Annotated in this window: 19 protein-coding genes; 14 read left to right on the top strand and 5 right to left on the bottom strand. The window is 64.6% G+C overall.

Features of this window, described 5'->3' with window-relative positions; genetic code table 11:
• Positions 1–38 precede the first annotated feature (38 nt).
• A complete protein-coding gene (gene pta, locus HMI59_RS12150; protein WP_193591463.1) occupies positions 39–2,108 on the top strand; it encodes a phosphate acetyltransferase in 2,070 nt (689 codons plus the stop codon).
• A gap of 48 nt (positions 2,109–2,156) precedes the next feature.
• Here pta and HMI59_RS12145 read toward each other — a convergent pair whose 3' ends face one another.
• From HMI59_RS12145 to HMI59_RS12135, 3 genes are read right to left on the bottom strand one after another with little or no spacing between them, the layout of a single operon-like run.
• Entirely contained in the window at positions 2,157–2,618 is a 462-nt protein-coding gene (locus HMI59_RS12145; protein ID WP_166186281.1) for a universal stress protein, read from the bottom strand.
• 32 nt (positions 2,619–2,650) lie between these two features.
• Positions 2,651–5,272, bottom strand: coding sequence for a cation-transporting P-type ATPase (locus tag HMI59_RS12140; RefSeq protein ID WP_193591462.1), 2,622 nt, complete (start codon positions 5,270–5,272; stop codon positions 2,651–2,653).
• Positions 5,251–6,072, bottom strand: coding sequence for a universal stress protein (locus tag HMI59_RS12135; protein ID WP_227471366.1), 822 nt, complete (start codon positions 6,070–6,072; stop codon positions 5,251–5,253). The genes HMI59_RS12140 and HMI59_RS12135 overlap by 22 nt, the downstream gene beginning before the upstream one ends.
• Before the next feature lie 125 nt (positions 6,073–6,197).
• On the opposite strand from HMI59_RS12135, the gene HMI59_RS12130 reads away from it, so the two are divergent.
• The 3 genes from HMI59_RS12130 (at position 6,198) to HMI59_RS12120 (ending at position 10,300) form a co-directional block, all read left to right on the top strand.
• Positions 6,198–7,331, top strand: a complete 1,134-nt coding sequence (locus HMI59_RS12130) for an acetate/propionate family kinase (RefSeq protein ID WP_193591461.1) — start codon at positions 6,198–6,200, stop codon at positions 7,329–7,331.
• 9 nt (positions 7,332–7,340) lie between these two features.
• Positions 7,341–9,737, top strand: a complete 2,397-nt coding sequence (locus HMI59_RS12125) for a phosphoketolase (RefSeq protein ID WP_193591460.1) — start codon at positions 7,341–7,343, stop codon at positions 9,735–9,737.
• 65 nt (positions 9,738–9,802) lie between these two features.
• Positions 9,803–10,300: a DUF1003 domain-containing protein gene (locus tag HMI59_RS12120; RefSeq protein WP_193591459.1), complete on the top strand. Its 498-nt coding sequence runs from the start codon at positions 9,803–9,805 to the stop codon at positions 10,298–10,300.
• On the opposite strand, the gene HMI59_RS12115 is transcribed toward HMI59_RS12120, so the two are convergent.
• On the bottom strand, positions 10,284–10,937 hold the full coding sequence (locus tag HMI59_RS12115) for a TetR/AcrR family transcriptional regulator (protein ID WP_166186286.1): 654 nt from the start codon (positions 10,935–10,937) through the stop codon (positions 10,284–10,286). The two genes, HMI59_RS12120 and HMI59_RS12115, sit on opposite strands and share 17 nt — an antisense overlap.
• A gap of 135 nt (positions 10,938–11,072) precedes the next feature.
• Between HMI59_RS12115 and HMI59_RS12110 the strand changes: the two genes are divergently transcribed.
• From HMI59_RS12110 to HMI59_RS12065, 10 genes are all read left to right on the top strand, one after another.
• Positions 11,073–11,297 carry a hypothetical protein gene (locus HMI59_RS12110; protein ID WP_166186287.1) on the top strand — a complete coding sequence of 75 codons (225 nt, stop codon included), beginning with the start codon at positions 11,073–11,075 and terminating at the stop codon, positions 11,295–11,297.
• 28 nt (positions 11,298–11,325) lie between these two features.
• Positions 11,326–13,122, top strand: a complete 1,797-nt coding sequence (locus HMI59_RS12105) for a sigma-54-dependent Fis family transcriptional regulator (RefSeq protein ID WP_193591458.1) — start codon at positions 11,326–11,328, stop codon at positions 13,120–13,122.
• A 233-nt stretch (positions 13,123–13,355) separates the two neighbouring features.
• Positions 13,356–14,303 (top strand): C-terminal binding protein, encoded by a 948-nt coding sequence (locus tag HMI59_RS12100; RefSeq protein ID WP_193591457.1) that lies wholly within the window; start codon positions 13,356–13,358, stop codon positions 14,301–14,303.
• A gap of 54 nt (positions 14,304–14,357) precedes the next feature.
• Complete coding sequence (locus tag HMI59_RS12095) at positions 14,358–15,653, top strand: aspartate aminotransferase family protein (protein ID WP_193591456.1); 1,296 nt, start codon at positions 14,358–14,360, stop codon at positions 15,651–15,653.
• 2 nt (positions 15,654–15,655) lie between these two features.
• A complete protein-coding gene (locus HMI59_RS12090) occupies positions 15,656–16,555 on the top strand; it encodes a fumarylacetoacetate hydrolase family protein (protein ID WP_166186289.1) in 900 nt (299 codons plus the stop codon).
• 32 nt (positions 16,556–16,587) lie between these two features.
• Positions 16,588–18,678: a hydantoinase/oxoprolinase family protein gene (locus HMI59_RS12085; RefSeq protein ID WP_193591455.1), complete on the top strand. Its 2,091-nt coding sequence runs from the start codon at positions 16,588–16,590 to the stop codon at positions 18,676–18,678.
• A gap of 2 nt (positions 18,679–18,680) precedes the next feature.
• Positions 18,681–20,441, top strand: coding sequence for a hydantoinase B/oxoprolinase family protein (locus HMI59_RS12080; protein WP_166186291.1), 1,761 nt, complete (start codon positions 18,681–18,683; stop codon positions 20,439–20,441).
• A 99-nt stretch (positions 20,442–20,540) separates the two neighbouring features.
• On the top strand, positions 20,541–21,674 hold the full coding sequence (locus tag HMI59_RS12075) for a Gfo/Idh/MocA family protein (protein ID WP_227471365.1): 1,134 nt from the start codon (positions 20,541–20,543) through the stop codon (positions 21,672–21,674).
• A 189-nt stretch (positions 21,675–21,863) separates the two neighbouring features.
• Entirely contained in the window at positions 21,864–23,825 is a 1,962-nt protein-coding gene (iolD, locus tag HMI59_RS12070) for a 3D-(3,5/4)-trihydroxycyclohexane-1,2-dione acylhydrolase (decyclizing) (RefSeq protein WP_193591453.1), read from the top strand.
• An 87-nt stretch (positions 23,826–23,912) separates the two neighbouring features.
• A complete protein-coding gene (locus tag HMI59_RS12065; RefSeq protein WP_193591452.1) occupies positions 23,913–25,268 on the top strand; it encodes an aldehyde dehydrogenase family protein in 1,356 nt (451 codons plus the stop codon).
• A gap of 112 nt (positions 25,269–25,380) precedes the next feature.
• On the opposite strand, the gene HMI59_RS12060 is transcribed toward HMI59_RS12065, so the two are convergent.
• Positions 25,381–26,565, bottom strand: a complete 1,185-nt coding sequence (locus tag HMI59_RS12060; protein ID WP_166186295.1) for a Gfo/Idh/MocA family protein — start codon at positions 26,563–26,565, stop codon at positions 25,381–25,383.
• Positions 26,566–26,739 lie beyond the last annotated feature (174 nt).

The raw sequence follows: 26,739 nt of genomic DNA, 5'->3' as shown, positions 1-26,739 counted from the left end.
CTCACCGGAATTGACCGCATGCCAGGAAGGGAGACCGCATGGTGCAGGGACTCTACATTGCGTCTGCGGGACCCGGGTCCGGAAAATCACTGGCAGTGCTGGGCATGGTGGACGCACTTCATCGCCACGCCGGGCGCCTGGGGTTCTTCCGCCCGCTGGTGGCCGGAGACGCCGTCGACGATGATCCTGTAGTCCTGTTGCTGCGGCGGCTGTACGAACTGGGTGCCTCGCGGAGCAAGGCTGGAACAACAACGCCCGCCGCCTTGGCCGAAGCGAGGTCAGGGCAGCAGGACGAGCTGGTGTCACGCATGATCGGGATATACAACCGCTTGTCCCGTGGTTGCGATGCCGTCGTGGTGGATGGCTCCGACCTTCGGAGTCCCGACGCGGCGGGCGAGTTCGAACTGAACGCCGCCCTTGCCAGCAACCTGGGACTGCCCGTCCTGGCAGTGGTCGGTGGCCGGGGAGTCCCGCCGGCCCGGATAGGGGAGTCTGTCGCCACAGCCCTCAAGCAGTTCAAGGCAGCGCGCTGTTCCGTGCTGGCTGTCGTGGTCAACCGGGTGGAACCCGGCACGGAAGAACGGGTGGAGCAAGCCCTCCGGGAAGCGGCCCCGGACGTTCCCTGCTACCTCATCCCCGAGGTAGCTGAAATCTCCACGCCTACCGTCGCCGACATCGCAGGGGCGCTTCAGCTGGTACCAAGTACCGGCAGCAAGGAATGGGACCGGGATATCCGCCGGATCCGTGTTGCAGGGATGGGCGCTGACGACTTCCTTCCCGCCGTGCAGACCGGAGACATGGTCCTGGCTTCGGGGGACCGTACGGACATCATCCTTGCCTGTTTGGCGTCGGCGTTGGCACCGGATCTGCCGAGCCCTGGAGGGATGATCCTGACAGATGGCCTGCAACCTTCCCCGCATGTGAAGCGGCTGCTGGAGCGGGCCCCTTTTCCGGTCTTCCTTGAGCGTGGGGACCTGTACTCCGTAGCGCAGGGTGCGGCGAGCGTCCGCAGCGAAATCCACACGGGAGGGAAACGCAAGGTTGCTGCCGCCCTGGGCCTGTGGTCACGCCACATCCCCGAAGCGGACCTGCTGAAAGAGCTGGCGCTGCCCCGCCCATCCACCATCACCCCGCTGCGTTTCTTCAACGACCTGATTGAACGTGCCCGGCAACGGACAAGCCATGTTGTCCTGGCCGAAGGAGAGGACGTTCGGATCCTGCGGGCAGCCGACATCCTGCGGCGCCGCGACGTCTGCCGGCTGACGCTGCTTGGCAGGCCGGAGGTGGTCAGTGAGCTGGCTGCCACGCAAGGAATCGACCTCGACGGACTTGCCGTCATTGATCCCGCCACCTCACCTGACCGTGAGCGCTTTGCCCGGGAGTACTGCAAGCTCAGGGCCAACAAGGGCATGATCATGGAACGGGCACGCGAAATCATGCTTGACGCCGCCTACTTCGGGACGATGATGGTCCGGTTGGGCTGCGCGGACGGCATGGTGTCCGGAGCGGCACACACGACGGCGAACACCATCCGTCCCGCCTTGGAGTTCATCAAGGGAGACGATCCGCAGGAAGTGGTGTCGTCGGTGTTCTTCATGCTGTTCCCGGACAGGGTGCTTGTTTACGGCGATTGCGCAGTGGTCCCCGACCCAACGGCCGGGGAGTTGGCCAGGATCGCGATTGCCTCAGCTGAAACGGCGGAACGCTTTGGTGTGGAGCCCAGAGTCGCCATGCTCTCCTATTCCACCGGTGAGTCCGGAGCCGGCACGTCCGTGGACAAAGTCCGCGAAGCAACGGCCCTGGTGAGGGCTTCCCGGCCGGGCCTCCCGGTGGAGGGCCCCATCCAGTATGACGCTGCGGTGGACGTCCGGATCGCGAGCACCAAGCTGCCGTCGTCCACAGTGGCAGGGAAGGCGACGGTCTTCATCTTTCCTGACCTGGACACAGGCAACAACACCTATAAGGCCGTTGAACACTCGGCCGGCGCAATCGCCGTCGGCCCTATTCTTCAAGGCCTGCGCAAGCCCATCAACGATCTTTCCCGGGGGTCCTCGGTGGAGGACATCATCAACACCGTGGCCATCACGGCCGTACAGGCCCAGAGGTGACCCGGCCCAAGGGTGACCGGGCCTAGTGCTGACCGGGCCCAAGGCCGATTAAGGCAGCACGTCGTCCGCCCCTACCAGAAGTACGGGACAGTGGGCATGGGCGGCGCAGGCCCTGCTGACTGAACCGATCGCCTGCCCCAGGAAGCCACCGCCACCGTGCCGGCCAATGATCAACATCAGGGCGTCATTGCTTTCCTCCACCAGGACCTTTGCCGGCTCGCCGAACTTGACCGTAACAGTCAGGTCGGCAGGCCGGTTTCCGGCGAAGGCACGATCCACGGCCTCTTCGGCCATCCGCCTGGCGGTTTCCTCGAGCTCAGAGGTGAACTTGGTCAGTTCCTGCTCAAAGCGCGACGTCAGGTAGTAGTCGGACATGCCGATGCAGGTGATCACCTCGAGCGGCACGCCAAAAACCGGGGCAACCCGCCCTGCCATGGTCAAGGTTTTCGATGAGAATTCCGACCCGTCCACGCCGACGATGATTCTCCGGGGGCTGTTTGGTGAGTTCATGGGACAAGCTTTGTTGCGGTTTTCGGTGCACGCTAGGGCCTAATGGCATGCATCGCCAATGACCGCCCGGCCGGGTGCCTCAGCCTCTTGTACAGCAGGTCGACCGCGAGGACCGCCGGGAAAGCGAGAATGGCGATGATCCATCCGGCTGGTGTGGGCGGCGCCTGTCCAAGGAGGCCTGCCACCGGAGCCAGGAACAAGAAGACGGCCAGGGCAACAATTTCGGCAGCGACCGCCCACAGCAGCAGGCGGTTCGTGAACCACCCTTGCTGCCAAGGCGGGGTGGTGGCGCTGCGGCAAGCGAATGCCGTGGCCATTTGACCGATGACAACCGCGGCAAAGGCGGCTCCGGAGGCGGTCATGAGGAGGCCGGGGTCCAGGGGTTCAGTCCTGGTCCAGCCTCCGGAGACCAGCACGGTGGTAAACGCCGCCATGGAGATGAAGGCTTCCGTGGGCCCCATGATGAGGAATGCCCGGAGCATGAGTTGGCGATCCATGAGGTGCCTCTTCTCGGGTGGCCTCTGAAGCACGCGCTTCCCCGGCGACTCGGCACCGAGCGCGAGCGCGGGAAGGAGGTCCGTGCCAATGTCCAGGGCCAGGATCTGAAGCACGCCCAGGGCCAGGGGGAACTGCCCTCCGGACAGCGCCCAGATGACGAACGGGGCCAGTTCCGCCACGTTGTCGGTGAGGTGGTACGTCAGGAACCGGTGGATGTTGGCATATGTCGCGCGGCCCTGCTCGATCGCGGCAACAATGGTGGCGAAGTGGTCGTCCAGGAGGACGAGGTCCGCGGCTTCACGGGCCACGTCGGTGCCACTGAGGCCCATGGCCACCCCGATGTCGGCCTGCCGCAGGGCCGGGCCGTCGTTGACGCCGTCGCCGGTCATGGCAACCACATGGCCGCGGGATTGCAGCGCCTTGGCGACGCGCAGTTTTTGCTCGGGCGATACCCGGCTAACCACCACCCCGTCCCTGTCCAGCAGGGCACCGAGCATCTGCTCGTCCTCCGGAAGATCCGAGCCTTGGACCACCAGGCGGTCCGGGCCCATCAGGCCGATCTCCGTTGCGATGGCGCCGGCGGTCACCGGGTGGTCGCCTGTGATCATTGCAATGCGGATTCCTGCGTGCCGTGCCGTGGCAATGACGTCGCCGACTCCGGCCCGCGGCGGATCATGCAGTCCGATCAGGCCAAGGAACTCCAACTCCTGCTCGGCTTCGGCTGCGCTCCGTCCGAGCCAGTCGGCGGGGGAGCCCGGAAGCTGCCTGCGGGCGGCTGCCATCACCCGCAACCCGCGCAAGGCCATGGCTTCGACCTCGGCGGCCAAGGCCTCGGCATCTACTAAGGTGCACAGTGGAAGGACGGACTCGGGAGCACCTTTCACGTACAGGACAGGGCCCATGACGGCCGATTCCCTGCGCCGTGCAGCATCGAACGGGAACCGCTTTTCCGGCGGCCTGTCCGTAGATCCCTTCGCGGAAGGGGGCCCGGCCTCTGGAAGCCTGCGGGCCAGCACATCCAGTGCCGCTTCCATGGGGTCTCCGGATGAGGTCCATTGGCCATCGTGGAGCACGGCCCGGCCCTGCGAGGCGGTGCGCGCGCAGAAGGCCGCTTCGGCGGCAGCAGAGACGGCTTCACCGCTGACCTGCGCCTCCGGTTCGTAGCCCTCTCCTTCAACCTTCACGGATCCGGCCGGTGTGAAAACCTCGACGGCGTTCATCCGGTTTTGCGTCAGGGTGCCCGTTTTATCGGTGCAGATGAACGTCGTGGAGCCCAGTGTCTCAACGGCCTCGAGATTCCGTACCAGCGCCTGCTTCGCGGCCATTCTTTGTGCGCCCATGGCCAGGGAGAGAGTGACAGTGGGCAGGAGTCCCTCGGGTATGAGGGCCACGGCCACGCCAATGGCAAATAGGAAGGAGTCGCGCCACTGGATCCCGACCAGGAGGGAGACCACAAAGAACAGCCCGGCAACTGCCAGGGCCACCAGGGCGATGAGCCGCACGATCCTTCGCAGCTCCAGTGTCAGGGGAGTGGGAGGGGATTTGGTGTCGCTGGTGAGGGCCGCTATCTCAGCCAGTTTGGTGCGCCCGGCGGTCGCGGTCACCAGACCCTCGGCGTCGCCGTTCACCATGAACGTTCCGCCCCAGCCCTCCTGTCCCGCCGCTTTGTGGATCACCACGCTCTCACCGGTGAGCATTGATTCATCCACCGTGCATCCGGCAGCTTCCAGGAACCGGATATCTGCCGGGAGGCGGTCCCCGGCCGCAAGAACCACGACGTCGCCGGGCACGAGTTCGCTGGCATGCACGGTCCGGATCGTGCCGTCGCGGCGAACGCTGACCTCGGCAGGGAGGAGCCGTTGCAGCCGTTCGGCGGCGTGCTGGGCGCGTTCTTGCTGGATGTGGGCGAAGAGGCCGTTGACGATCACCACCACGATGATGGCTATGCATAGTTGCGGCATGCCTGCGACGTACGCCAGGGCTGCGGCGGCCCACAGCATCAGGGCAAAGAAGTGGGTAAGTTCGGCCAGCAGCCTTCGCCACTGTGGAACCTTCCTGGCAGTCGGCAGCACGTTCGGACCGGTTGCCCGCAGCAGTTCAGCTGCTGCGGTTGAGGTGAGGCCCTCCTTGCCGGTTAGGACAGGATGGTCGGGCATCGGAGATTCAGGAGTATGTGCTGTGCGACCGAACCCACCAGGACGGACAGTCCGCCCTTGCCCTTACGCCCGATCACCAGCAAACGGGCACCGCGGGAAGCCTCCGTGAGGGCCTCCGCCGGGGTGTGTACCGGGTCGCTAAGGATTCGCATGCTGATATCCGGGAAGTTCCGGTTCACCCATTCCGCTGATTTCCCGGCCACGTCATCAGGACTTCCGCCGGCTGCGTGCGGATCGACGGCGTGGACAATGATCAGCTCTTCGTTGAGCCGGCGGGCCTCTCCGGCGGCCAATTTCAGGGCACCGGCCGCATCCGGTGATCCATCCACGCCAACCACCACGCCCGAAGATTGCCCCGGCGCGTTGTGGGGGATGACAGCCACCGGGCATCGGCTGGTCACGGCCACTTGGAAACTGACGCATCCGAATCCTTCGCCTTCGGTGCCGGGGCCGCGGTCTGTGCCGACCACCATCAGTCCCGCCTTCAGGGACAGCGCGGAGAGCGCCTCGGCAGGTTCTCCGGTGGCAATTGTCGTAGCTGCCTCCAGGTCCGGATACACCTGGCGGACCCTTGCGGCTTCGCTTTCGAGCAGGTCTTCGGCCCGTTTGAGGGCGAGGGTGTGCTCGTCGGGCACTTGGAAGACCCAGACGGGAAGAACGACGTGGACCAAGGTGAGCCGATCGCCCATGGCGTGTGCCCGCGCGGCCGCCCAGTCTGCCACGAAGCTGCCGGCGACGGAACCGTCGAGCGCAGCCACCACGTGCCTGTTGGAAGGTGCCGTTTGCATCTCCGAAGTCATGATCACCACTATTGACCGGCCGCAATCAGCCCGCAAGGGGCCTAAGGTCCTGACATGGGCCTCTTTCCGGGATAGGGTCACCCGGAGAGTGCTTTCCTGTCCCAAGGCCCCTGTGGAAGGATCCCATGCGCGTCCTTGTCCTCAATCCGGGCTCCTCATCCTTGAAATACCATCTGCGGGAGACAGCCGGCGTCCCCACCGGCAACGCTGTCCTGCACTCGGGGCAGTTGGAGTGGGCCGATGATCAGCAAGGTCGGGGCGGGAGCTTGCGCCGGGTGCTGCTGGAGGTCGAGCGGGACTTTGGCCGACCGGATGCGATCGGGCACCGGGTAGTCCACGGCGGGGAAAGTTACACCTCACCTGTCTCCGTCACCAGCGATGTCATCGCGATGATCCGGAGCCTTGGGACGTTGGCCCCGCTCCATAATGCTTCAAGCGCCGATTGCATGGAAGCTGCTGCGGATCTGTGGCCCGGGCTGCCCCAAGTGGCCGTCTTCGACACGTCCTTTCACCGTTCCATCCCCGATTTCGCGTCGAGGTACGCCGTTCCTGAGAATGCCTACATGGCGCACCCCATACGGCGGTACGGCTTTCATGGGATCTCCGTGGAGCTGGCCTGCCGGGATGCCGAGGGCTTCCTGGCGAAACCGAACGGGTCCTTGAATGCGGTAGTGGCCCACATCGGCAACGGTGCATCGGTGACTGCCGTGAAGGCCGGACGCAGTGTTGACACGTCGATGGGCATGACCCCCTTGGAAGGGCTGGTGATGGGCACGCGATGCGGAGACCTGGATCCGGCACTCGTGCTCCTGATGCTTGGTGAGGGAGCCACAGCCAGCGACGTCGATGACATCCTGAACCATCGTTCCGGGCTCTTGTCCTTGGCGGGAACAGCAGATATGCGCACCATCGCGGCCGGTTTCCATCGAGGCGACCCGGGAGCTGTCCTTGCCGTGCAGGCGTCCAGCTACCGTCTTGCCAAGTACATTGCCGCGTACGCCATGGCGGTCGGAGGCCCGGACGCGGTCATTTTCACCGGGGGAATCGGCGAGAACTCGGCGCTGTACCGGGCAGCCACCCTCGAGTGGCTTCGGCCGCTGGGCTACGCCCTGGATGAGGACGCCAACCAGTCCGATCAAACAGGTATCCGGACCGTCAGTACCACCGGATCCGCTGTTCCTGTTCTGGTCGTACCCAGTGACGAAGAACGGGCCATCGCTGAGTCGACGGCTTCCCTGCTGGGATCCGATAAGAAATGAGGTCATGAGATGGTCGATAGCGTCAGGGATACCGCAGAGGATTTGGAACTGCTCAACAGGTACTGGGCTGCGGCCAACTACCTCACCGTTGCCCAGATCTACCTGCAGGACAACCCGCTCCTGCGCGAACCGCTCCGTCCCGGACACATCAAGCCCAGGCTGCTGGGCCACTGGGGGACCAGTCCCGGGATCTCGTTGATCTACGCCCACCTGAACAGGGTCATCCGGCGCACCGGCGCCCACGTACTTTTCGTGACCGGACCCGGTCACGGAGGTCCCGCCGTCGTGGCCAATACCTATCTGGAGGGCACCTACTCCGAGGTCTATCCGGAGGTGGGGCAGGATCTTCAGGGCTTGCGGCGCCTGGTGAGGCAGTTTTCCACCCCGGGCGGGATTTCCAGCCACGTTGGTCCCGCTACTCCGGGGTCGATCCACGAAGGCGGCGAGCTGGGATATTCGCTCATGCATGCCACCGGCGCCGTGATGGACAACCCGGAGCTGATTGCGGCCTGCGTTGTGGGAGACGGCGAGGCGGAAACCGGGCCCCTGGAGGCCTCGTGGAAGGCGCCGAACTTCCTGAACGCGGCGAGGGACGGGGCGGTGCTGCCCATTCTCCACCTGAACGGATACAAGATCTCAGGCCCCACCGTTCTCGGCTGCCGCACGGATGCCGAGGTCGCGGCGCTTCTTCGGGCCCAGGGGTGGGAGCCGGTGGTGGTCTCCGGTGACGATCCCGGCGCAGTCCACCGCTCGATGGCCGCGGCCATGGACGGGGCCCACGGAAGGATCCGTGGGATCCAGGCCGAGGCCCGGGAACAGGGGGTGACGGGCCCGGCGCGCTGGCCGGCGATCGTCTTGCGGACGCCCAAGGGCTGGACAGGGCCGCGGGAAGTGGACGGCCAACCAGTCGAGGGTTCCTTCCGGTCCCATCAGGTTCCGCTCCCGACCGTTCGCGAAAACCCCCGGCACCTTGCCCAGCTGGAGTCCTGGTTGCGGTCCTATCGCCCGGAGAAGCTGTTCGACGACGACGGGAGGCTGGTTGCCGAACTCGCCGCACTGCTGCCTGATGCACCTTTGCGGATGGGCGCGCTTCCGGCGTCGCGGGGAATCGGTGGCGGAAAACTCCCGGTGCCGGATGCGGGCCCGTACGCCGTCGACGCAATGCCCCGTGGCCAGGTGAAGGTCCACAGCACCGCACCGTTCGGGGAGTTGCTCCGGGACACTTACCGACAGACCGCCGATGATCCACGCTTCCGGCTGTTTTGCCCGGACGAGACGAACAGCAACCGGCTGGGTGCAGTGTTCGAAGCCACGGACCGTTGCCTTGTGGTGCCGGAACCGGCGGCCGGGACACTGGAGCACGTCTCGGCGGACGGCAGGGTCATGGAAGTCCTTTCGGAGCATCTCTGCCAGGGGTGGCTGGAAGGGTACCTCCTGACCGGGAGGTACGGCCTGTTTGCCAGTTACGAGGCGTTCGCGATGGTCAGCGCCTCCATGACCATCCAGCATGCCAAGTGGCTCCAGCACTCCCGTGACCTTCCGTGGCGGGCGCCGGTTCCCAGCCTCAACATCCTGCTCACCTCCACGTGCTGGCGCAACGACCACAACGGTTTCAGCCATCAGGGGCCGGGGCTCATCGACTCGGTATTGTCGTTGTCCGGCTCGGTGGTGCGCGTGTACCTGCCCCCGGACGCCAACAGCCTCCTGGCCGTTGGTGAGCATGTGCTGAAGAGCAAGGACTACGTCAACCTGGTAGTCATCGACAAACAGGAGCACCCCCAGTACCTGTCATTCGAGGAAGCCCGCAAGCACGCGGCAGCTGGTGCGTCTGTGTGGGACTGGGCGGGAAACGAATCAGATACGCCTGCCGCGGAGGGTGACCGTCCCGACGTCGTACTTGCCTGCGCCGGTGACGTGCCCACGCAAGAGGCGCTGGCTGCCGCCTGGCTGCTCCGGCGCCATGTCCCGGAGCTTCGCCTCCGGGTGGTCAATGTCATTGACGCCATGGCACTGACTCCGCCGGATGTCCATCCACACGGCTTGTCACAGGATGCGTTCGAAGAGCTGTTCACCTCGGACGTGGATGTGGTGATGGCGTGGCACGGCTACGCACGGGCGCTGCATCAGCTGCTCCACGGGCGAACCCGGCCGGAACGTTTCCATGTGCGCGGCTACAACGAACAAGGAACAACCACCACGCCGTTCGACATGGTGGCGTTGAACAAAGTCAGCCGGTACCACCTGGTGATGGAAGCGCTGCGCCGCACACCGCGGAACCTTGCGGGGGCGGAGGACTTGCTGGGCCACTGCGAGTCCATGCTGCAGGCGCACACCACCTACATCCGGGAGCATTTCGAGGACATGCCGGAGGTGAAGGACTGGGCCTGGACCGATCCGGCCAACTAGGGCGTTCGGCGGGACAGGCCCGCGCAATCGTTCCAGGCTGCAGGCACAAAGCCTAAGCTGTGCGCATGACTGATCACCGGATCACGTGGCATGGGGAACATAAAGCAGGACTGACCCGGGGCGAACGGGCCGCAGACATCCTCCGGAACGGTATGGGCAGCTGGACGTTCGTTGGGTTGTTCATCCTGTTCATGGCCGCCTGGGCCGCGGTCAACACCTTCCTGCTCGCAACCCGGGCATGGGATCCTTACCCCTTCATCCTGCTCAACCTGTTCCTGTCCATGCTGGCCGGCCTGCAAGGGGCCATCCTCCTGATCGCAGCCAAGCGCCAGGATGCCATAGCCGCCGCAATGGCCTTGCATGATTTCGAAACAGACGTCCAAGCCAAAATCGAGATAGAACGGCTCATGGCCCTCAATCGCCAACAGCTTGAGATGCTGCAGGGCGTGCGGACTTTGTTGGAAAGGACGCAAGGGATTGGTCCGGACGCCGCGGATGAACCACGTGAGGGTCGCGAAACCGCTAAGCGGCGGAAGGGAGGCGAAGTCAGTCCGGAAACTTGACCGCGAGAATCGCCCGCGACAACGTCACGGCACGGTCCGCCATCTTTTCGAGTTCGGCGCCTCCGCAGTCGGCAGGGGTCCAGCGGGTGGCCCCCTCGAGCAACGTCATCACTACCCTCACGTGTTCCCCGGCGTCCTCACATCCCATGTCGCGTGCTGCGGCGACATACATCTCCTCATGGAGTGAGAGCCAGTCATCGACCTGGGCGCGCAATTCCGTGGGCAGGATGTTTGCCATCCTGTCGGTTGCGACCAGCAGGTCCCAGAGATTGCTCTCGGGGAGCCTGACCTGCCGCGTGAAGTGAAGCCTGACCATGGCATCCCAGAATTCGTCCGCTGTTTTTGCGGGGTCCACGGCTTCGAGTAGTGCTACGCCAAAGCGATGGAAATGCCAGCGGAGCGACTCGGCAACAATCTCGTCCCGACCTTCGGGGAAATGCGAGTAGAGGCTGGGCGGTTTGACGTTGACGGCGTTGGCGATGGTCCGCATGGAGACCGAATTGAAGCCGTGGGCTATGGCGAGTTTCAGGAACGCTTCCAGAATGTTCTGCCGCCCGGCTTTCTGGCCTGCCCAGTTCCATTCCTCCAAGCGGGTCCTGAAGGCCTTACGGGCTACTTCATAGGAGGTATCGCTCATGGTACGCAATCCTAACATCCGTTCGTTAGCAAAATCTTATCAAAAGTCGTTTCCTAACGTCTGTTAGTTAGGTAAGCTGAAAGTGGCGCGGGACACATGTCCCGTTGCTGTGAAAGCGGCGAAGTGGAGCGAACCATGGTCACTGACAACTCGAGCGTGGGGGCCGCTCACAACACCACCAATATGTTCGGCAGCGGGCTATCCGGCATGGTTGCGGCGTATATCGGCGCACGTGCGCTCGAGGATGAGGCGTACCGGAACGAGGACTGGAGCGCGGAGCGCGTCTTCCGTCCGAAACTGCCTAGATGGCGCCCGCGGAAGACCCGTCCCGGCGAGTCCGGCCCGGCACTGGCTCCCTGACACGCTTACCTGAAAGAGATCTGCCCCGATGTCTGCTGAACTTTTGACCCCTTGGCCGTTGGAGACCCCTCACGAGACAAACCGGGTCCGTGAACTGTTCCTCATGCAACCCCACGCCGACCTGAGCGGCATCCGCCCGATCGTGGCCCGGTCCTGGTACCGCAGCCGTGCTGCGGGAGTGGATGCCTTTGCCGACCGCGGGTTCTATGACGAAGGGCGCGTTGACGAGTACACCATCGCGGCGGCGGGCCCGCACCTGCAAAAACTCGATGAAGTGGCAGCCGATCTGGGCGGCTACGTCAACATCACGGCCCCCAACGGTGTCCTGGTCAAAGCGGACTTCCTGCGTGATGACGGTTTCCCGGCCGGCTATTCCTTGCTGGAGGAAAGCTGCGGCAGCAACGGTGAGGGACTGGCTTTGGAGGAGGGCCGTGGTGTCTGGTTGGCCCCGGAGGAACACTTCCGGGAGGACATGCGCGGAAACTGGTGCTTCGCCTCCTTGGTGCGGGATCCTTTCCACAACCGTGTACGGGCAGTCATAGGCCTCACCCTCCCCGCCAACCGGGTACCCAGCCTGGAGCCGTCCTCTACGCTGCTGATGCTTGAGGGTGTTGCCTCGCGGATCGAGCGGGACATCGAAGTGCGGACCTCGTCCAAGGAAAGGGCGCTCCTGAGTGAGTATCTGAGGGTCTCACGGCGCCGGGGGAACCGGCCTGTGATAGCAGTCGACGGCAAGAATTCCCTGCAGAATGCCGCTGCCACCGCCACCCTGGCAGACAACGATTTCTCGATTATCTCCGGCTACGCCAAGGCAGTCATGTCCTCCGGACGTGACATGAACTGCGAAGTGATGCTTCAAGGCCCCGGGGTGTCCACCCTGGAGATCTCTCCCGTGACCCTGTCCGCGGCCAACGTGGGAGCAATAGTCGTGGTCCGTCCGCATACACCCGGCAAGGAACAACGGGCAGGCGCCGCGAGGGGCGCCCTGACATTGGAAGCAGCGCCGCAGCCCACAGCTGAAAGGCTCCTGAAGCACCTTAACGGCACGAGTACGGAATTCAAGCGCACGCTCAACCTTGCCCGGAAAGCGGTGGACCAGGACCGTTCGGTGGTCCTGATCGGTGAGCTGGGCAGCGGAAAACTACGCCTGGCCAACGCCATCGCATCATTACGCGGCGGCCAGATGGTGGTCGATGCCCGCGGCGGAGACCTGAGGAACCCCAACCTGAGGGACGTCCTGCACCGGGTAGCTACCGAACTTCCGGCCACGCTGATCGTGGAGCACGCCGATGAGCTGTCGCAGAACGAAGCAACGGAGGTAGCACACAATTTGCGGGCAAACTCCAACACCAAACTGATCTTCACCATCACGCGTCCCACGGATGCCACGCTCCTGCTCTCGGAGGCCTTCGACGTCCTTGAGATCTCCGTGGCGCCCCTGCGTAACAGGCGCGAAGACATCCCCCACCTCGCCAACGCCATCGCCGGGGAACTGGGGGAGAGGCGGCTGTCCCGCAGGCTGATCACCACCCTCACGCATGCTGACTGGCCCCGGAACATCGATCAGTTGCGGGCCGTCGTCTCCAATGCCGTTGAACGGGCCGAAGGCGCGGAGGTCACAGCTGACGACCTGCCACAGGGATTCCACCGCGTCCTGACGAAGGGCAGGCTCTCCCGCCTTGAGGATGCGGAGCTCAGCGAACTGCGAACGGCGCTCCAGGAAGCAAAGGGCAACCGCAGCCTTGCCGCCGAAACCCTGCAGATCGGACGCTCCACCCTCTATCGCCGCATGGACTACTTCCGCAGCCGCGGTTTCGACCTCTGATCCCGGGACGGGATAACAACCAGCCCTGCTTGAACCAGCCGGCCATCCTCGCGATGGCCGGCTCCTGCACGTGCGGTCGCCCCGCCGTGGGACACGTGACCCACGGCGGTGTCTCGATCTGGTACGGATCGGCGCCTTGATCCCGCGTTGTACTGGAAATCACCCGACGCCGGCCGCCCCAAGGAGTGGCCGGCAGCGACCGAGGGTACGACGACGAACAGGACGAACACACTATGACCCGCGATGCCCAGGGGACCATTCTTGTGGCCCCCCACCACTTCCCGGACCTGGACCGCGAGCACGCGCTCGCGGCGGAGTTCGGTTACACACTCAAGCCGGCGGCAGACATCGAAGCCTTCCGTGAGGCCCTGCCCGAAGCCGACATCGTGATGATCACCCCTTACGCCAAGCTCACTGCCTCCGACTTTCCTTCGATGACCAAATGCCGGGCAGTCATCCGCTACGGAATCGGCTACGACAACATCGACGTTGCCGCAGCAACCGAGGCGGGCATCCCGGTCTCCATCGTCCCCGGTACGGCCTCGGAAGAAGTTGCCTCCCACGCCTTCGCCATGGGCCTGGCGTTGGCCCGCCGTCTGCCCGCCGGAAATGCTGCGATCAACAACCTCGGATGGGCCGGAACCATCGGCTACGACACGCCTGTTCTCTCCGAACTCGAAGTCGGCGTGCTGGGCATGGGACGCATCGGCCAGCACGTTGCCCGCATGTACGCAGCTGTAGGGGCCCGCGTCCGCGCCTACGATCCCTTCGTTACGGACAGCTTCGTGGACATGGCCGGACTGGAAACCATCCTTGGGAATTCCGACGTCGTGTCCCTCCACCTGCCGCTGAACGAGGACACCGCGAACCTCATCTCCACGGATGTCCTCGCCGCGATGCGCAAGGGCACTGTGATCGTCAACGTGTCCCGCGGCGGCCTCATCGATGAAGTAGCGCTGGCCGGGGCGTTGTCCTCGGGGCATATCGGCGGCGCCGGCATCGACACGTTCGCCCAGGAGCCCCTCGGCGCGGACCACCCGCTTCGTTCTGCGCCCAACGCTATCCTCACCCCGCACATCGCCTGGCGTTCAAACCGGTCCACGGGGGCCCTGCAGGACGGTGCCGTGGAACGGGTCCGCCTTGCGCTGACGGGCCAGCCCCTCATTGACCTCGTGAACTGATATGTCCCGTGAGCTGAAAAGACTTGTGAACTGAAAAGACTGGAGAAACCTGAATTGGCAACCACCAACCATCTGGAACAAACGCTTGAGGTGCAGAACCCGGTCGAGGACCCGCACCTGCGCCGGGGACCGCGGGGCTTCCCGCTCCTGCCGGGCGGTTACGGGCGCTCAACCTATTACACCGGCGCTCCGAGCCCCTACGCGATCAAGGGTGAGGGCTACCGGGTGTGGGATGACCGCGGCCGCGAGCTGATTGATGCAAACAACAACTTCACGTCGCTGATCCACGGCAACGCCCACCCCGACATCACCGAGGCCGCCACCAAGGCCCTCACCAGCGGCGCCAGCTGGGGTATCCCCAACCTTTACGAATGGGAACTGGCGGAACTGTTGCTGGGCCGCCTGCCGGAGCTGGACCAGGTGCGGTTCGCGAACTCCGGTACCGAGGCCGTCATGTCCGCCATCCGTATTGCCAGGGCCAGCACCGGACGCGAAAAGGTCATCGTTACCAAAGGCGGTTACCACGGCACCTCCGAGGTTGCCCTGGTTCCCGGCGGTCCTTCCTACCAGCGCGGCGTCACCCGCGGGGTAATCGACGACGTCACTGCGGTGCCGCTGAACGACGTCGAATTCCTGCGTCAGGCGGTTGAAGCCGCTCCGGACGCATACGCCGCCATCATCCTGGATCTCTTGCCGAACCGGGCCGGGCTCCTGAGGATCAACCAGGAATTCGTCCGCACCGCCCGGGAACTTGCTACCCGCTACGGCATCGTCCTGATCATCGACGAGGTCATCAGCCTCCGCCTTGGCTACAACGGCTTCAGCGGCGAGTACGGAGTTACGCCGGACTTGCTGACCACGGGAAAGCTCATCGGCGGGGGCTTCCCCGTCGGTGCTGTTTGCGGCAAGGCCGGGCTCATGGCGGAGGTTGACCCGACCCGTCCCGGGAGCCTGCCGCACGGAGGTACGTTCTCCGGCAACCCGGTCAGCATGGCCGCCGGTGCCGTTGCCCTTCGCCTCTATACCCAGGATGAAGTCAAGCGCCTGAACCTGTTGGGCGATACCGCCCGCGAAACGGTGAACTCCCGTGTGGCCGACGCCGGTTGGGAGATCCGTGGCCGTGGCTCACTCCTCCGCGCGGTTCCGGCCGGCGCGGAGAAGGTGGACGAACACACCCAGCACAGCCTGTGGTGGGCCTCCTACGAGCGCGGACTGCTCGGTTCCCCGGCCAACCTGCTGTCCCTGTCCACGCCTATGGACGAGAAAGTAGTGGCCGACATCGCAGACCGCCTGGCCGACGCCGTCCTGGCTGTGGCCTTGCAGGCTCCTGCGACGGAAGGTGCCAAGTAGCCATGAAGATCGTTTCCTATGAACACGAATCCGGCATCCGCGGCGGTGTGCTGATCGAGGACACCGTCTACGACCTGGAGCTGCTCCTGCAGGGTTCCGGCCAGGCAGTGCACGGAGCCACCACGTCCGTCCGGGAATTTCTGGAACTGTATGGCGACCGGCTCGAGGCCGTGTCAGCCGAAGTCAGCGCCCTCGCCGGCCACGACCCGGAAGCCCATGTGGGGGCCAGGGCCGATGTACGCCTGACCACGCCCGTACCGGACCCCTCCAAGGTGCTGTGCATCGGCCTGAACTACAAGGACCACGTCGCAGAGACCGGCCGTGCGCTCCCCGAGTACCCGGACGTTTTCGCCAAGTTCGCGTCCACCATGGTGGGGCCCGACGACGACATCGGCGGCGCCAGGGTCAGCGAAAACCTCGATTTTGAAGGTGAGCTCGCCGTGGTGATCGGTCGCAGGGCCAGCGAAGTTTCCGAAGAAGAAGCACTCGGCTACGTAGCCGCAGTGGCCCCGCTGAACGATGTCACCGCCCGGGACCTGCAATACCGCGGCACGCAGTGGCTGGCAGGCAAGGCCGTTGACGGGTCAACCCCGTGGGGTCCTGCACTGGTCACCTTGGACGAAGTGGGCGATCCCCAGAACCTGGACCTCGCAACCCGCGTGAACGGCATCGAAGTGCAGCGCTCCAATACCAGCTACCAGATCTTCCCGATCGCGCGGATCGTCTCCTACCTCTCTGGTTTCCTCACACTGGAACCGGGCGACGTCATTGCCACGGGGACTCCGCAGGGCATCGGTGCCAAGCGGAACCCGCCTGTCTGGCTGGAACCGGGAGACACGGTGGAAATCGACATCGAGAACGTGGGACTGCTCCGAAACACCGTGGGCAAGCCCCAGCCCTAACCCCTGCAAACTCTACGAAAGTTATGAAGACCATGAGTGATGTACAAACACAACCAGGTGAGGCCAGGTATCGGATCGCCGTCGACACCGGCGGTACCTTTACCGACGTCGTTGTCGGTTCCAACAGCGGTGACATGGCAGTCGGCAAGGCGCTGACCACCTACGACCGCGTGTTCACCGGTTTCGAAGCATCGGTTCGCCGCGCGGCGGAATCCGTTGGCTGGAGCGGTGACGACGTGCTGCGCAACGCAGACGTGATTGTCTACGGCACCACCCACGCCACCAACGCAGTGCTCACCGGCAAGGTCGCCAAGACTGCGCTGCTGACCACGGACGGTTTCGCCGACACCCTGTTGCTGCGCGAAGGTGGCCGTCGTGATGCCTTTGATTCCAAGGCTGCCTACCCGGCGCCGTACATTCCCCGCCACCTGACCTTCGAAATTACCGAACGAATCTCCGCCGAGGGCGACGTCCTGGTGCCCTTGGACGAGGAGCAGGTCCGCGAGGCCCTCGCTTCCTTCAAGGAACAAGGGATCGAAGCCGTTGCCGTCTCCTTCCTGTGGTCGATCATCAACGACGTCCACGAAAAGCGCGTGGCCGAACTGATCCACGAGATCCTTCCCGGGGTTCCCTACACGCTCTCCAACGAGGCCAACCCCACCATCCGCGAATACCGCCGCTCCTCGGCAGCCTCGATCGACGCCTCCCTGAAGCCGTTGATGGCCGACCATTTGGGCAAGTTGCGCGCAGACCTGCAGGAGTACGGTTTTGCAGGCGATCTGCTAGTGGTCACCTCCGAGGGCGCTGTCCTTGACGTCGCGGATGTCCTTGACCGTCCGGTCCTGCTGCTGAACTCCGGCCCGTCCATGGCACCCCTGGTGGGCGCCGCGGCGGCCCCGGACCGCGACACCGTGGTGGTTTGCGACATGGGCGGCACCACCTTCGACGTCTCCCTGGTGGAGGAAGGCGTGGTTCGCCACACCCGCGAGGCATGGCTGGGCGAACCCTTCGTCGGCCACCTCACAGGCCTGTCGTCCGTTGCCGTGTCCAGCATCGGCGCCGGCGGCGGCAGCATCGCATGGATCGACGGCGGCGGCCTCCTCCGCGTAGGACCGCAAAGTGCGCGAAGCACGCCCGGCCCCGCAGCCTACGGCCGCGGCGGCGAAGAACCGACCGTCACCGATGCGTGCGTGGCACTGGGCTACCTCGACGCCGACGGTTTCGAGGGTGGCTTCACCCTCGACCGTGAAGCTGCCATCAAGGCAATCGACACCCGCATCGCCGGTCCATTGCAGATGGACACGCTGCAGGCCGCCCAAGCGATCCTGGATGTCTCCGCCAACCACATGGCCACAGCCATCCGGCAAGCGTCCTTGGAACAGGGTGTGGACCCACGCGGTGCCCTGATCGTTGCAGGTGGTGGCGCCGGTGCCATGGTCGCGGCTGCCATCGGTAGGCTTCTCGAAGCCGACACTGTCCTCATCCCGGCCACCGCCGGCGTCCTGGCCGCCTACGGCGCCCACCGGGCACCCATCGCCACCGAATTCCTCTCCCCGCTGCACAACGACACCCGCAGTTTCGACGCCGGTTCGGCAACTCGCGCCGTAGAGGATCTCACAGCTAAGGCCGAGGTCTTCAGCAAACGCTTCGACGGCGTGGGGGATGCCCCCAATGTCACCTACTTTGTGGATGCGCGCTACCCCGGGCAGGCCTGGGACTTGAGGGTCTACCTCGACGAAGCGCCGGACACCTCCGGCGATGCAGCGGGCATCATCGAACGCGCCTTCCACCAGGAGCACGACCGCCGCAACGGCACCCATGACCCCGACAGCCGCGTGGAGATCATCACGTGGGGCGTCCGCGTGGAAATCCCGCGACCGGAGCATACCAAGTCCGAAGGCCAGCTCAGCCGCACGGCGGAAATCCACCGCACGGACCGGATCATCTTCGGCGGCGAAGGCTTCAGTACCCAGCGTTACCGCGGCGTCACGCTCGCACCACGCGACAAGATCGTGGGCCCGGCCGTCATCGACCAGCCCACCACCACGATCGTCGTTCCACCGGAGTGGGACGCCACGCTCGATGAACGATCCAACATCTACCTCACCCGTAAGGAGGCCTGACCGTGACCCGCGAATTCGATCCCGTGAAACTCTCGGTGCTTGCCAACGCATTCGACGGCATTGTCCGCGAGATGACCAGCGGCTTGCTCCGCTCCGCCCGCTCTTCGGTCATCAACACGGCCCGCGACTTCTCCTGCGCCGTGCTGACCGCCGACAACCAGCTGCTCGCTGCAGCGGAAGGCGTGCCGGTACACGTCTTCGGTGCAGGCCCGCTGGGCGAGGACATGGTGGAACTGCACAAAGACATCAAGGAAGGCGACGCGTTCCTGCACAACGACCCTTACATGGGCAATTCCCACGCTGCAGACCACGTGATCCTGGTACCCATCTTCATCCAGGGGCGCCACCTCTTCACCGCCGTGACCAAGGCCCACCAGGCCGACTGCGGCAACTCCCTTCCCACCACGTTCTTCGCCACCGCAAGGGACGTCTATGAAGAAGGGGCACTGATCTTCCCCTGCGTGCGGATCCAACGCGACTACACGGACATCGAAGACATCATCCGCATGTGCCGCTCCCGCATCCGTGTTCCCGACCAGTGGTACGGCGACTACCTGGCGTCCGTCGGCGCCTCGCGCATTGCCGAACGCCGCATTCACGAACTCGCTGAGAAGTTCGGCGTGGATGACCTTGTGGACTTCGTGGATGCCTGGTTCGACTACTCCGAGCGGCTGACCGCCAGCGCGATCGAGAAGCTGCCCGAGTACATCCTCCACGGCACCTCCGCCCACGATCCTTTCCCCGGAACAGGCCCTGACGGTGTGCAGCTCCAGGCAACCCTGGAGGTCAAGCCCAAGCAGGGCAAAGTCGTGATCGACCTGCGCAACAACCCGGACAACCTGCCCAACGGCCTGAACCTGACCAAGGCAACGGCAACCGGTGCGGCACTGGCCGGCATTCTTTCCGGCATCCCGGAAAACCTGCCGAGCAACGCCGGAACTTTCCGACGTGTTGAGGTGCTGCTGCGCGACGGCTGCGCCGTCGGAGTTCCCAAGCACCCCTACTCCTGCTCCTCGGGCACCACCAACCTGGCAGACCGCGTCGTCAACATCGTCCAGGCCGCCTTCTCCCAGATCGACGACGGCTACGGGACTGCCGAAGGTGCTGCCGGACAGGCGCCGGCCAAGTCGGTGATCTCCGGAACGGACGAACGCAACGGCAACGCCTACGTGAACCAGATCCTGGTAGGCGGCGTCGGCGGTCCGGCCACCCCGTACGTTGACGGCTGGCCCACCTACCAGCGTCCCGTCTGCGGGGCCCTCCTCTACCACGACAGCGTGGAAGTGGACGAGCAGCGCTACCCGATCCTCGTCCACGAACGCACACTGGTCGCAGACTCCGGCGGAGCCGGCCGCCAGCGCGGCGGCCTGGCAACCCGCGTCACCATGGAACCCCGCGGTGAAAGCGTCACCCTCACCTACGGCATCGAAGGCAAGATCAACCCGCCGAAGGGCGTCCGCGGCGGCCACGACGGCGCCGGGCCCTCCGCCTGGGTGGAAGACCTCAAGACCGGCGAACGCCGGGAGATCCCCGTGGTGGGCCGCTACGACCTGCAGTCGGGCGAGAAAGTCGTGTCCATCACCCCCGGCGGTGGCGGCTACGGCGACCCGCTGGAGCGTGACGTCCTGGCAGTCCTCGACGACTACCGCGAATCCCGGATCACGCTCGACGCTGCAGCAGCCGATTACGGCGTGGTCATCACAGGCGGGGCCGTGGACGAGGCCGCCACGGCCAAGGCACGCCAAGAGCGCCTGGCCGTTTAGCCACCCACCCGGCCATCCGGCCACAGCGCTATAGCAACACGTCCCGGGGCGGGGTATCCTCGCCCCGGGATGTTCCAACAAGCACTAACGGAGATTCACATGGAACCCATTCGAGTCGGCATCATCGGCGTCGGAAACGTCCTCAACCAGTACCTGGACAAGATCGGCGTCCACCCCGACGTCGCCGTCGTGGCACTCGCGGACGTGAACGCCGAGGCGGTTAGGAAGCGCGCTGCCGAATACGATGTCCCCAAGGCCCTCACTCCCGACGAGTTGCTGGCCGATGAGGGGGTGGAACTTGTCCTCAACCTCACGCCGCCCAAGCTTCATGCGCCCGTCACGCTCCAAGCGATCGCGGCCGGCAAGCACGTACTCTCCGAGAAACCCTTCGCAACGTCCCTTGAGGAAGCAAAGCAGATCCTGGATGCAGCACGGGAAGCCGGGGTCAAGGTAGGTTCCGCACCCACCACGTTCCTGGGCTCCGGGATGCAGACCAGCCGCAAGCTGATCGACGATGGCTGGATCGGCACGCCGGTGGCAGCTTTCGCGTCCTTCGCCTGCCGCGGTTACGAGCACTGGCACCCGAACGTCGACCCCTTCTACAGCCCCGGAGCCGGCCCCATGCTGGACATCGGACCGTACCTGATCACCAACCTGGTGAACTTCTTCGGCCCTGTGTCACGCGTCTCCGCGACCACGCCTCGTTCGTCCGGAACGCGTCCCCGTCCGGGCAAGGAAGGGGAAGTCATCCGGATCCAGACCCCGACCCACGTCACGGGAACCATTGACTTCGAGTCCGGTGCTGCCGCCACCGTGATCGTCAGCTGGGACATCTGGAACCACAACCTGCCGCATCTGGAGGTCTACGGCACCGGCGGCTCGCTGGCAGCGCCGAACCCGGACCACTTCTCCGGGGCTCCCGTGCTGCGCCGCGGCGAGCCGGGGGACCTCGCGCTGGACATGACGCCTCCCGGCGGTGGTGAGTGGCGCGAAACGCCCATCACCCACCGTGACGATGCCTACCGCGGCATCGGGCTGGCAGAATTCGGCTACGCCATCCGCAATGGCGTGGAACCCCGGACGGGCGGCGATTTCGCCTACCACGTCCTGGAAGTGCTCTTGGCCTTTGAAGCCTCCTCGGAGCAGGGCAAGCACATAGACATCGAGAGCACCTGCGAGCGGCCCCGGCCGCTGCCCTCGGTTGGCCCGCAGGAGCCCTACCGGTTCGACTAGAGGCCAGGCGTAGACAGCGGCCGACGGCGGTACTCGCGTGCCGCCGTCGGCCGCTGTTTTTTGCGTGTCCGGGGCAGTAGGGGGCCGCGTCCCAAAGTGGGACACAACGTTGCTTTCCCGCAGTGAAAACCTGAGGTTCGGGCGAATCGGTTTGCAAATGCCGACGCACCTACGAATTTAGGAGAACGCATGACTACCACAGCCGCTGCTGACATCGGCACAGACGTCAAGACCGCAGCCGACAAAAAGGCCGTCCGCCGCCGCACTGTCGCACAAGCAATCGTTGAGTATTTGCAGGTCCAGTACAGCGAACTGGACGGCGAGAAGCGCCGACTGGTCCCCGGCATGTACGGCATCTTCGGCCACGGCAACTCCGTCGGCCTGGCACAGGGCATCGACGAATACGGTTCCGACTTCACCTACTATCAGGCCAAGAACGAACAGTCCGCAGTTCACGCAGCCATCGGCTTTGCCAAGGCGTCCAACCGTGCCGCCACGCTGGCTTGCACGGCCTCTGCCGGCCCTGGTTCCACCAACATGGTCACCGGTGCTGCAACCGCCACGACCAACCGCCTCCCGGTGCTGTTGTTCCCCGCGGACATCATCAACAACCGCTTCGGCGATCCCGTGCTGCAGCAGATCGAGCACCCGGTGGAGCGCGATGTCTCCGCCAACGACTGCTTCCGTCCGGTCAGCCGCTACTTTGACCGGATCACCCACCCGGCCCAGCTGCTGTCCACCCTTCCGGAGGCCATGCGCGTCCTTACCGACCCGGTGGAAGCCGGTGCGGTCGTAGTATGCCTGCCGCAGGACATCCAGGGTGCCGAGTTCGACTTCCCGGAGACCTTCTTCACCCCCCGCGTGTGGCATATCCGCCGGCGCCCGGCAGTTGAGGACGAACTTCGTGACGCCGCCGGGATCATCCAGAACGCCCGGCGTCCGCTGCTGATCGCCGGTGGTGGAGTCCGCTACTCCAAAGCACAGGAAGAACTGGCGCGTTTCAGCGCCGAATTCGGCATCCCTGTCTCGGAAACGTACGCCGGTAAGGGCAGCGGCCCCGTCACCGACTTGAACCTTGGTGCGCTGGGCGTGACGGGCACAGTGGGTGCCAACGAGATCGCCGACGCCGCGGACGTCGTGATTACGGTGGGTTCGCGCCTGCAGGACTTCATCACGGCCTCGCACTCCCTCTTCCAGAACCCTGACGTGAAATTCGTCAACCTCAACGTTGGTGCGTTCGACGCCCACAAGATGGGCTCATTCCCCGTCATCGGAGATGCCAGGCTGAACCTCGCGGCCCTCCGGGAACGCCTTTCCGCCGTCGGCTATTCGACATCCGCGGGATTCAGGAGCGACATTGCCGATGCACGCAAGGCCACGCTGGAAGTGCGCAAACACGACCTGCAGGCCTTCCCGGGCGAGAAGATGAGCCAGGCGCAGGTCATCGACGTCTTGAACAGGACCACCACGGGCGAGGACGCGCTGATCCTGGGCTCCGGTGGCGTGGTGGAGGGCATCCACAAAGCCTGGGATCCTTCAAACGGCACCGAAATCCACTTCGAATACGCCAACTCCTGCATGGGCCATGAGATACCCGCAGGACTGGGCTACCGAATCGCCCGCGACGGCGAGCCCGGTGAGGTCTATGTCCTCATCGGTGACGGCACGTACTTCATGCAGCCCACTGAACTGGTAACCGCAGTGCAGGAGCGCCAGAAGATCATCACGATCGTGGTCGACAACCGTGGCCACCAATGCATCTGGCCCCTCCAGGTCGCCAAGGGCGGCCCGGGCCGTGAATTCGGTACGCAGTACAAGGAGCGCAACGCGGGGTCCGGACGCCTTGACGGGCCGGTCCTGGAGTTCGACATCGCTGCCAACGCGGCCAGCATGGGCTGCGTCGCGTGGTCAACAACCACCATCGAGGAGTTTGAGGGCGCCCTCGCCGAGGCCCGTGCCGCTGAGGGGCCCGCCGTGATCGTCGCCCACGTCGAGCAGTACCGGTACCTGTCCGGCAACGGCGCTTTCTGGGACGTCGGAGTGCCGATGACCTCCCAGCGCCCGGGCAGCCAGGAAGGTACTGCCAAGCACCTCGAAGGCCGCGCCCGCCAGCGCTACTACGCTGCCACCACCGCACCCGAACCGCGCTAGGCACATGGGGCGGGACCGCTCCATCGGCGGTCCCGCCCGCTTGTTTTCCGATAACAGTCCCCATTTTCTGACCAAGGAGCATTCACTATGAGCTCATTTGCCGTTACTGATCCGGCTACCGGAACCATTCATGCCGAGTACCCAGCGGCCAGCGACGCAGAGGTCGAGGCAGGACTCGGCGCAGCACAGAAGACCTACCAGGAGTGGTCCCGGACCACGACCGTGGCCGAGCGCGCTGTCTTGGCCAAGCGCCTCGCGGACCTGTTTGTTGAGCGCAAGGACAAACTGGCCGCCATCATCAACCGTGAGATGGGCAAGCCGTTGCAGCAGGCCGTGGGGGAAGCCGAGTTTTCCGGTTCCATCGCAGCTGCCTTCGCCGAGCACGCGGAAGAGTGGCTCGCGGACGAGGAACTGGAGGTGGCGGATGGACTGAGGACCTTCTTCCGCTACCAGGGCCTCGGCGTGATCCTGGGCATCATGCCGTGGAACTACCCCTACTACCAAGTGGCACGGTTCGCGATCCCCAACATCATCGTTGGCAACACGGTGATCGTCCGCCACGCCAGCCAGTGCCCGGAGTCGGCGTTGGCGTTGGAGGAACTCTTCCGCGACGCAGGTTTCCCCGAGGGTGCCTACGTCAACCTGTTCGCCACCCACCAGCAGATTTCCACCATGATCGCCGACGACCGCGTACAGGGTGTCTCGCTGACCGGTTCGGAGCAGGTGGGTGCGATCGTGGCGGAGCAGGCCGGACGTGCCCTGAAGAAGTGCGTCCTGGAACTTGGCGGCGCCGACGTGTTCCTGGTGCTCGATACCGATGACGTGGACCTTGCAGTGAAGAAGGCCGTGATGGGCCGCATGGGCAACACGGGCCAATCGTGCAACGGTTCCAAGAGGATTGTGGTGCTGAACAAGTACTTTGACGAGTTCGCCGGGAAGTTCAAGGCTGCCATCGCCGGCCAGTCCTACGAGAACGGCGACTTCGGCCCGATGTCCTCAGATTCGGCCACCAAGTTCCTGGCTTCCCAGGTACAGGGTGCGTTGGACCAGGGCGCCGAAATCCTGGTGGGCAACAATGAGCCGCAAGGCAACGTCTTCACTCCCACGGTGATTACCAACATCACCCCGTCCATGGACGTTTACAGCGAGGAGCTGTTTGGTCCGGTCGCCCAGTTGTACAAGGTCAGCAGCGACGAGGAAGCAATCAAGCTCGCGAACTCCTCGCCGTACGGCCTGGGTTCGGTGGTGATCTGCGACGACGTCGAGCGCGCCGAGCGCGTCGGCAACCAGCTCGACGTCGGCATGGTCTTCGTCGGTGCCTACGACCTCAGCGGTGCGGACGTGCCATTCGGCGGCGTCAAGAAGTCCGGCTACGGCCGCGAACTGGGCAAGGTGGGCATGTTGGAGTTCGCCAACAAGAAGCTGTTCCGCTTCGCGAAGTAGGTCCTTGGAGTGTAGTTTTCAACGCAGCAGAAGGAGGCCGGATCATTACGATCCGGCCTCCTTCTTTGTCCCGGTTTCCTTCGTTGCCCCCGATTCCTTCTTTGCCCGGGACTCAGGCTCCGTACGTGGTCTGCCCGGACACTTCCGGGATGTCCACCCAGCCGCCGGAACCGGCGCTCGTCAGGGAGGCATCAACGAGTTCCGAGGCGGACCAGCCGTCGGCGGCGGAGGGGCCGAGCTGCTTGCCTTCGGCCACGGAACGCAGGAACAGCGCGGCCTCGATGGTCTTGAGGTCGTTGAATCCGATGCCGGGGCCGGGTCCTGGCTGGAAGCGGCCGAATTCTCCGTAGGACGGCGGGGTCATGATGGTGCGGTATCCGCTGCGGTCCGTGGCGAGTTCAAGCTGGTTCATTCGTTCGAAGTTCCAGCGCAGCGAGCCTTCCGAGCCGTACACCTCGATGATGTATTCGGCGTGCGGGCCAATGGCTACACGGGTGGATTCGAACATACCGATCGCGCCGCCTTCAAAACGGGCCAACATCGCCGTGTAGTCCTCGTTCTCCACTTCACGGGTGACGTCCGATGCCTGGCCCATGTCGAAGGAGTTGGAGGAGTTGCCTGCGGGCAGTGGACGGTCCTTGATGAAAGTTTCGGTGACCGCGTTGAGCGAGGTGATCCGGCCAACCAGGAACTGTGCAAGGTCGAAGCCATGGCTCAGGACGTCGCCAAGGACTCCCGAACCGGCGCGTGCCTGCTCGTAACGCCATGTGAAGACCTGCGTCGGGTCGGAGGCATAGCCCGTGAGGAGGCGGATCTGCACGTTGGTGATCCGGCCCAGAGCGCCGGACCGGATGAGCCGACGGGCTTCCGCGACGGCCGGTGCGTGCCGGTAGTTGAAGCCCACGGAGGTGATCAGCTCTGCGGCTTCGGCGCCCTGGGCTATTTCGCGGGATTCCCGGGCACTGCGGCCCATGGGCTTTTCGATCCAGAAGTGCTTGCCGGCCTCGATGGTTGCCATGGCGATTTCGTGGTGCAGGAAGTTGGGGGAGCAGATCGAGACAACGTCGACGTCCGGGTTCTCGAGTACTTTGCGGTAGTCGGTGGCCGTTTCCTTATAGCCGAGTGCGTCCTCGGCGTGGTGGCGACCGGCGTCGTCGGGGTCTGCGGCGATCACCAGCTCGGGGTGGCGCGGCAGTTCAGGGAAGAACTGCTTCGTAGCGAGGTAGGCGCGCGAGTGCAGGCGCCCCATCCACCCCACCGAGATGAGGCCAACGCCAATGCGGTTCTGGTCTTTCAAAGTGGACTCCTTAGTCTGTGCCGCTTTCAGGCGGTGCTGTGCCGCGAAGAAAGACGGCATCTGCCCATCAGCCTAGGAACCCACGGAGGGTGCGCTGTGTCTCAATCTGAGACATCCGGGGCCGGGGCCGGACTGTTTGAGTAGAACGTACTAGTCCCGCAACGCCAACCAACA

Origin of the sequence: Paenarthrobacter sp. YJN-5, assembly GCF_015040095.1 — a bacterium.
GTDB lineage: Bacteria > Actinomycetota > Actinomycetes > Actinomycetales > Micrococcaceae > Arthrobacter > Arthrobacter ureafaciens.
The sequence above is the reverse complement of the archived record's forward strand: the minus strand, read 5'-3'. Positions and strand labels throughout refer to the sequence as shown.